This window comes from Pseudomonas sp. Gutcm_11s (genome assembly GCF_028649395.1).
Classification (GTDB): domain Bacteria; phylum Pseudomonadota; class Gammaproteobacteria; order Pseudomonadales; family Pseudomonadaceae; genus Aquipseudomonas.
The window spans coordinates 238316-244963 of the sequence record NZ_JAQSUW010000010.1 but is presented as its reverse complement, the minus strand read 5'-3'; the positions used below and the strand labels follow the sequence as shown (position 1 = coordinate 244963).

General features: G+C 66.7%; 6 protein-coding genes. 2 read left to right on the top strand and 4 right to left on the bottom strand.

Annotation, left to right across the window (positions count from 1 at the left end):
• Both PTT45_RS05790 and ilvD read right to left on the bottom strand, forming a co-directional pair.
• A partial coding sequence (locus tag PTT45_RS05790; protein WP_273812041.1) for a solute carrier family 23 protein occupies nucleotides 1-530 on the bottom strand: 530 nt, incomplete at its 3' end.
• A 143-nt stretch (nucleotides 531-673) separates the two neighbouring features.
• Nucleotides 674-2512: a dihydroxy-acid dehydratase gene (gene ilvD / locus PTT45_RS05785; protein ID WP_273812040.1), complete on the bottom strand. Its 1839-nt coding sequence runs from the start codon at nucleotides 2510-2512 to the stop codon at nucleotides 674-676.
• A gap of 445 nt (nucleotides 2513-2957) precedes the next feature.
• On the opposite strand from ilvD, the gene PTT45_RS05780 reads away from it, so the two are divergent.
• The gene (locus tag PTT45_RS05780) at nucleotides 2958-3800 is read left to right on the top strand and encodes a poly(ethylene terephthalate) hydrolase family protein (protein ID WP_273812039.1); all 843 of its coding nucleotides are present in this window, start codon (nucleotides 2958-2960) and stop codon (nucleotides 3798-3800) included.
• A gap of 49 nt (nucleotides 3801-3849) precedes the next feature.
• Here PTT45_RS05780 and PTT45_RS05775 read toward each other — a convergent pair whose 3' ends face one another.
• Nucleotides 3850-5046, bottom strand: coding sequence for a class I SAM-dependent rRNA methyltransferase (locus PTT45_RS05775; RefSeq protein WP_273812038.1), 1197 nt, complete (start codon nucleotides 5044-5046; stop codon nucleotides 3850-3852).
• Between the two features lie 47 nt (nucleotides 5047-5093).
• Nucleotides 5094-5633, bottom strand: a complete 540-nt coding sequence (locus tag PTT45_RS05770; protein ID WP_273812037.1) for a type 1 glutamine amidotransferase domain-containing protein — start codon at nucleotides 5631-5633, stop codon at nucleotides 5094-5096.
• A gap of 137 nt (nucleotides 5634-5770) precedes the next feature.
• Here PTT45_RS05770 and PTT45_RS05765 point away from each other — a divergent pair, with 137 nt between their 5' ends.
• Complete coding sequence (locus PTT45_RS05765) at nucleotides 5771-6637, top strand: HDOD domain-containing protein (RefSeq protein WP_273812036.1); 867 nt, start codon at nucleotides 5771-5773, stop codon at nucleotides 6635-6637.
• The last annotated feature ends 11 nt before the right edge of the window (nucleotides 6638-6648 follow it).

Genomic DNA, 6648 nt, shown 5'->3' with positions numbered 1-6648 from the left:
CCGCCCATGCTGATCAGGCCGACCTTGATCAGGGTCAGGCCGATCATCAGCACCACGATGCCGGTGACCAGCGGGGTGATCAGGCGTTTGACGAAGGGCAGGATGCGCGACACGCCGATCTCGACGAAGGAACCGGCGATGACCACGCCGAAGATGGCCGCCATCACCGCCTCGACCGGCGTGCCCTGCTTGACCATCAGCGCGCCGCCGGCGATCAGCGGGCCGACGAAGTTGAAGCTGGTGCCCTGGACGATCAGCAGACCGGCGCCGAACGGACCGAAGCGCTTGCACTGCACGTAGGTGGCGATGCCGGAGATGACCAGCGACATCGACACGATCAGGTTGGTGTCGCGCGCCGACACGCCGAGCGCCTGGCAGATCAGCAGGCCGGGGGTGACGATCGGCACAATGATCGCCAGCAGGTGCTGCAGCGCGGCGAGCACGGCCACCAGCGGCCGAGGGCGATCCTCGGGGCCGTAGACCAGTTCGTTGCGCGCGTCATCGACGGGCGGTTTTTCCAGTGCGCTCATGGCAGGCTCCGCGAAAAAAGCGGCGATTCTACGCGATGGGCGCGCCTGGGTGCGGTGCCGCGATCAGTGGCGCGTTCGAGCCTGTAGAAACGAAGAGCCCGGCGCTGGGCCGGGCTCTGTCGTCAACTCGCTGCCGTTCGGGCTTAGCCGTCGAGCAGTGACTTGTCGCGTACCGCACCCTTGTCGGCACTGGTGGCCAGCAGGGCGTAGGCCTTGAGCGCGGTGGTCACCTTGCGCGCGCGTGGCGCGACCGGTTTCCAGCCCTTCTGGTCCTGCACGATGCGGCGGGCGGCCAGCTCTTCATCGCTCACCAGCAGGTTGATGCTGCGGTTGGGGATGTCGATCAGCACCTTGTCGCCGTCACGCACCAGGCCGATGGCACCGCCAGCGGCGGCTTCCGGCGAGGCGTGGCCGATGGACAGGCCCGAGGTACCGCCGGAGAAGCGGCCGTCGGTGAGCAGGGCGCAGGCTTTGCCCAGGCCCTTGGACTTCAGGTAGCTGGTCGGATAGAGCATTTCCTGCATGCCCGGGCCGCCTTTAGGGCCTTCGTAGCGGATGATCACGATGTCGCCGGCCTTCACCTCGTCGGCGAGGATGCCCTTCACGGCGCTGTCCTGGCTCTCGAAGATCTTGGCGTTGCCTTCGAACACGTGGATCGACTCGTCAACGCCGGCGGTCTTCACCACGCAGCCGTCGAGGGCGATGTTGCCGTACAGCACGGCCAGGCCGCCTTCTTGCGAGTAGGCGTGCTCGACCGAGCGGATGCAGCCTTCGGCGCGGTCGTCATCCACTGTGTCCCAGCGGGTCGACTGGCTGAACGCGGTCTGGGTCGGGATGCCCGCCGGGCCAGCCTTGAAGAAGGTATGCACCGCTTCGTCTTTGGTCTGGGTGATGTCCCACTGGGCGATGGCATCGAGCATCGACGGGCTGTGGATGGTCGGCACGTCGGTGTGCAGCAGGCCGCCACGGGCCAGCTCGCCGAGGATGGAGAAGATGCCGCCGGCGCGGTGCACGTCTTCCATGTGGTACTTCTGGATGTTCGGCGCCACCTTGCACAGCTGCGGCACCTTGCGTGACAGGCGATCGATGTCGCGCAGGTCGAAGGCCAGTTCGGCCTCCTGGGCGGCGGCCAGCAGGTGCAGGATGGTGTTGGTCGAGCCACCCATGGCGATGTCCAGGGTCATGGCGTTTTCGAACGACTTGAAGTTGGCGACGTTGCGCGGCAGCAACGACTCGTCGTTCTCGCCGTAGTAGCGCTGGCACAGCTCGACGGCCAGGCGGCCGGCGCGCAGGAACAGCTGCTCGCGGTCGGCGTGGGTGGCAAGGGTCGAACCGTTGCCCGGCAGGGCCAGGCCCAGGGCTTCCATCAGGCAGTTCATCGAGTTGGCGGTGAACATGCCGGAGCAGCTGCCGCAGGTCGGGCAGGCGCTGCGCTCATACTCGGCAACCTTCTCGTCGGAGCAGGAGTCGTCGGCGGCGACGACCATGGCGTCGACCAGGTCGAGGCCGTGGCTGGCCAGCTTGGTCTTGCCGGCTTCCATCGGGCCGCCGGAGACGAACACCACCGGGATGTTCAGGCGCAGGGCGGCCATCAGCATGCCGGGGGTGATCTTGTCGCAGTTGGAGATGCACACGATGGCGTCGGCGCAGTGGGCGTTGACCATGTACTCGACGGAGTCGGCGATGATCTCGCGGCTCGGCAGCGAATAGAGCATGCCGTCGTGGCCCATGGCGATGCCGTCGTCGACAGCGATGGTGTTGAACTCTTTCGCCACGCCGCCGTGTTTTTCGATCTCGCGGGCGACCAGCTGGCCCAGGTCCTTCAGGTGCACGTGGCCGGGCACGAACTGGGTGAAGGAGTTGGCGATGGCGATGATCGGCTTCTTGAAGTCTTCGTCCTTCATCCCGGTGGCGCGCCACAGGGCGCGGGCGCCGGCCATGTTGCGGCCGTGGGTGGAGGTTTTCGAGCGGTAATCGGGCATGACACGTTCCTGCGGCTAATCAGGGAAGCATTGGTATGTGGTGAGCGGGTCGGCGGCAGATGACCGCGTCGGAGGGTGGGCGTGCAGCGGGACGGGATCACCGTCCGCCCGGCCCGGGCTCACAAGCCCGCCGGAGGTTGCCTGGCGAGGAATGCCCCGATTCTACGCCCGCCGGAGCCGCCGAGCCAAGGCGGGCGCGATTGCCGGTGGCGCGCGGCCGCTTTGCGGCGAGCTAGCCCGTTGGTGCGATGCCGCCCATCCGCTTTCGCCGTTCGGGTGATTGCGGGTGAGGCCGGCGCCTCACGTAGGGTGCACGGCGGCGTGCCACGGCCCATCGGCCGGCGCCGACAGTCGCCTGCTTGTGCAGTGCAGCCCGGGTCCGGCGTGGTGGGTCGGGAGGGAAGGCGATGCGTATCTCAGGGAACAATAACGAGGAACCCTACCGATGCATGACTTCACACTCGGCGGCCTGGCGGCCGCACTTCTGGCCATGTCGGCCTCCGCCCTCGCCGCGCCGCTGCCGGATACACCCGGCACAGCCTTCCCGGCGGTCTCCAGCTTCGACTCCAGTGGCCCCTACGCCACCACCAGCCAGAGCGAGGGGCCCAGCTGCCGCATCTACCGGCCCAGCACCCTGGGCCAGAACGGCGTGCGCCACCCGATCATCCTGTGGGGCAACGGTACCGGCGCCACGCCCGACACCTACGCGGCGTTGCTGACCCACTGGGCCAGCCATGGCTTCGTGGTGGCCGCCGCGGAAACGTCCGATGCCGGCACCGGCCAGGAGATGCTCGCCTGCCTGAGCTACCTGGTGCAGGCCAGCGGCAGCGCCTCCGGCACCTATGCCGGCAAGCTGAATGCCGGGCGTGTCGGCACTTCGGGCCATTCCCAGGGTGGTGGTGGTTCGATCATGGCGGGCCAGGACGAGCGTGTGCGCACCACGGCGCCGATCCAGCCCTATACCCTCGGGCTGGGTCACAGCAGCAGTTCGCAGAGCAAGCAGAAGGGGCCGATGTTCCTGATGTCCGGCGGCGGCGACACCATCGCCTTCCCCTACCTCAATGCCCAGCCGGTCTATACCCGGGCCAACGTGCCGGTATTCTGGGGCGAGCGCCGCACGGTCTCGCACTTCGAACCGGTCGGCAGCGGCGGGGCCTATCGTGGCCCGGCTACGGCCTGGTTCCGCTACCAGCTGATGAACGACCAGAACGCCAGCAGCACCTTCAACGGCACGCTGTGCAGCCTGTGCGTCAGCCCACTGTGGACGGTGAAGCGCAAGGGCTTCTGAGGCAGGGGATCGGGCCCCGTCCGCAGCCGCGGGCGGGGCTTTTTGCTGCTCAGCTGTTGGGCAGCAGGCGTACGGTCAGGCTCTTGATGTAGCGGGTCTCGGCGATGGCCGGGTGCACTGGATGGTCCGGGCCCTGGGCGCCGCGCTCGAGCAACTGGATGTTGCGGTCCAGGTGGCGGGCGCTGGTCAGCAGGATGTTCTGCAGGTTGTCCTCTTCCAGGTGCATGGAGCAGCTGGCGCTGACCAGGATGCCGTCCTTGTTGAGCATGCGCATGGCGGTCTCGTTGAGGCGGCGGTAGGCGGCCTCGCCGTTCTTGATGTCCTTCTTGCGCTTGATGAAGGCGGGCGGGTCGGCAACGATCACGTCGAAGCGTTCCTCGGCGGACTTCAGTTCCTTCAGCGCGGCGAACACGTCGCCTTCCACGCAGGTGACCTTCTCGGCAACGCCGTTGAGGGTGGCGTTGCGCTCCACGCCATCAAGGGCGAAGCCGGAGGCGTCGACGCAGAACACTTCGCTGGCGCCGAACGCCGCAGCCTGCACGCCCCAGCCGCCGATGTAGCTGAACAGGTCGAGCACGCGCTTGCCCTGGACATAGGGTGCCAGGCGCGCACGGTTCATGCGGTGGTCGTAGAACCAGCCGGTCTTCTGGCCTTCCAGGACGGGCGCCTGGAACTTCACGCCGTTCTCTTCCAGGTCGACCCACTCCGGCACTACGCCGAAGGCGGTGTCGACGTAGCGCTCCAAGCCCTCGGCATCGCGAGCGGCGGAGTCGTTCTTGAACAGGATGCCGCGCGGCTTGAGCACCTGGACCAGCGCCTCGATCAGTGCGTCCTTGCTGCGCTCCATGGTGGCGGAGGCCAGCTGCACCACCAGATGGTCGCCGAAGCGGTCGACCACCAGGCCGGGAAGCAGGTCGGAGTCGCCGTAGACCAGGCGGTAGAAGGGTTTGTCGAACAGGCGCTCGCGCAGGCTCAGGGCCACGTTCAGGCGGTGCACCAGCAGCGACTTGTCGAGCACGTGCTTGACGTCGCGCGACAGCAGACGGGCGCAGATCAGGTTGTTCGGGCTCATCGCCACGATGCCCAGCGGCTTGCCGCCGGCCGCTTCCAGCACCGCCTGGTCGCCAGCCTGGAAGGCGTTCAGCGGGGTGGCCGCCACGTCGATCTCGTTGCTGTAGACCCACAGGTGGCCGGCGCGCAGGCGACGATCGGCGTTGGGCTTGAGGCGCAGGGCGGGCAGGGTCATGGGGGCGCTCCGGATAAAAGAGCGCGATTATACCCTGCCCGCGCGGCTCAGGCCGCCAGCGACTCCAGCAATGCCTGGTTGAACGCCGGCAGGTCGTCGGGTTTGCGGCTGCTGATCAGGTTGCCGTCGCGCACCACGGCCTTGTCCTGCCAGTCGCCGCCGGCGTTGCGGATGTCGTCCTTCAGCGACGGCCAGCTGGTGATGGCCTTGCCCTTGACCAGGCCGGCCGAGACCAGCAGCCAGGCGCCATGGCAGATCACCGCGATCGGCTTGCCGGATTTCTCGGCGGCCTGCACCAGGGTGCGCGCGGCGTCGTCAGTGCGGATGGTGTCGGAGTTCATCACGCCGCCGGGCAGGACGATGGCGTCATAGTCCTCGACCTGCGCGGTGTCGAAGGTGCGGTCCACGGCGAAGCTGTCGCCGGGCTTGTCGTGGTGCCAGCCGCGCACCTGGCCCTCCTTGGCAGACAGCACTTCGGCGCGGGCGCCGGCCTGTTCCAGGGCCTTTTTCGGCTCGGTCATCTCGACCTGCTCGAAGCCGTCCGTCACCAGCAGGGCGACGCGTTTGCCTTTCAGAGATAGCGACATGGCGAATTTCCTCGTGTGCGGGGGTGTTCCTGTTCCGACCGAGGCCTGCTGGAAAAGATCAGGCAAAAGCTTTCGCCGCCATGTCCGGTTCACTCGGTTAAACTGTCGGCTCATTCACATTTTTCAGCCGCTTCGTCATGGCCCAAGAACTCTCCGCCGAACAGATCCAGCAGGTGCTGCAGGGCATCAGCGTACCGCCGCAACCCCAGATCATGGTCGACCTGCAGATGGAGCAGGTCATGCCCAGCCCGGACCTGAAGGCCATCGCCAAGCTGATCAGCCAGGACCCCGGCCTGTCCGGTGCGCTGCTGAAGATCGTCAATTCGCCGCACTTCGGCCTGGCCAACCGCATCGCCTCGATCCAGCAGGCGGTCAACCTGCTGGGCTGCAACACGGTGATCAACCTGATCAACGCCCAGTCGATCCGTGGCGAGCTGACCGACGAGGCGATCGTCACCCTCAACCGTTTCTGGGACAGCGCCCAGGACGTGGCCATGACCTGCCTGACCCTGGCCAAGCGCATCGGCTACCAGTCGCCGGACGAGGCCTACACCCTGGGCCTGTTCCACAACTGCGGCATCCCGCTGATGCTCAAGCGCTTCCCCAACTACATGACGGTGCTGGAGGAGGCCTACTACAACGCCAGCAGCGAGCGTCGTGTGGTGGACACCGAGAACCGCCTGCTCAACACCAACCATGCGGTGGTCGGCTACTTCACCGCCAAGTCGTGGAACCTGCCGCTGCACCTGTGCGAGGCCATCGCCAGCCACCACAACGCACTGTCCTTCTTCGAGGAAGATTCCGGGCGTGATGCGCAGCTGAAGACGCTGATGGCCATCCTCAAGATGGCCGAGCACATCTGCGCCAGCTACAAGGTGCTGGGCAACCAGGAGCATGACCACGAGTGGGAGTGCATCCAGACCCAGGTACTGGAGTACGTGGGGCTCTCCGAGTACGACTTCGAGAACCTGCGCGAGTCGATCCGCGAGCTGGGCCCGGGCTGAGTTCACCCGCT

Bases quoted from the DNA above. Each gene is read 5' to 3' on its own strand.
- ilvD (WP_273812040.1), bottom strand. From the start codon at position 2,512: ATGCCCGATTACCGCTCGAAAACCTCCACCCACGGCCGCAACATGGCC.
- PTT45_RS05780 (WP_273812039.1), top strand. From the start codon at position 2,958: ATGCATGACTTCACACTCGGCGGCCTGGCGGCCGCACTTCTGGCCATG.
- PTT45_RS05775 (WP_273812038.1), bottom strand. From the start codon at position 5,046: ATGACCCTGCCCGCCCTGCGCCTCAAGCCCAACGCCGATCGTCGCCTG.
- PTT45_RS05770 (WP_273812037.1), bottom strand. From the start codon at position 5,633: ATGTCGCTATCTCTGAAAGGCAAACGCGTCGCCCTGCTGGTGACGGAC.
- PTT45_RS05765 (WP_273812036.1), top strand. From the start codon at position 5,771: ATGGCCCAAGAACTCTCCGCCGAACAGATCCAGCAGGTGCTGCAGGGC.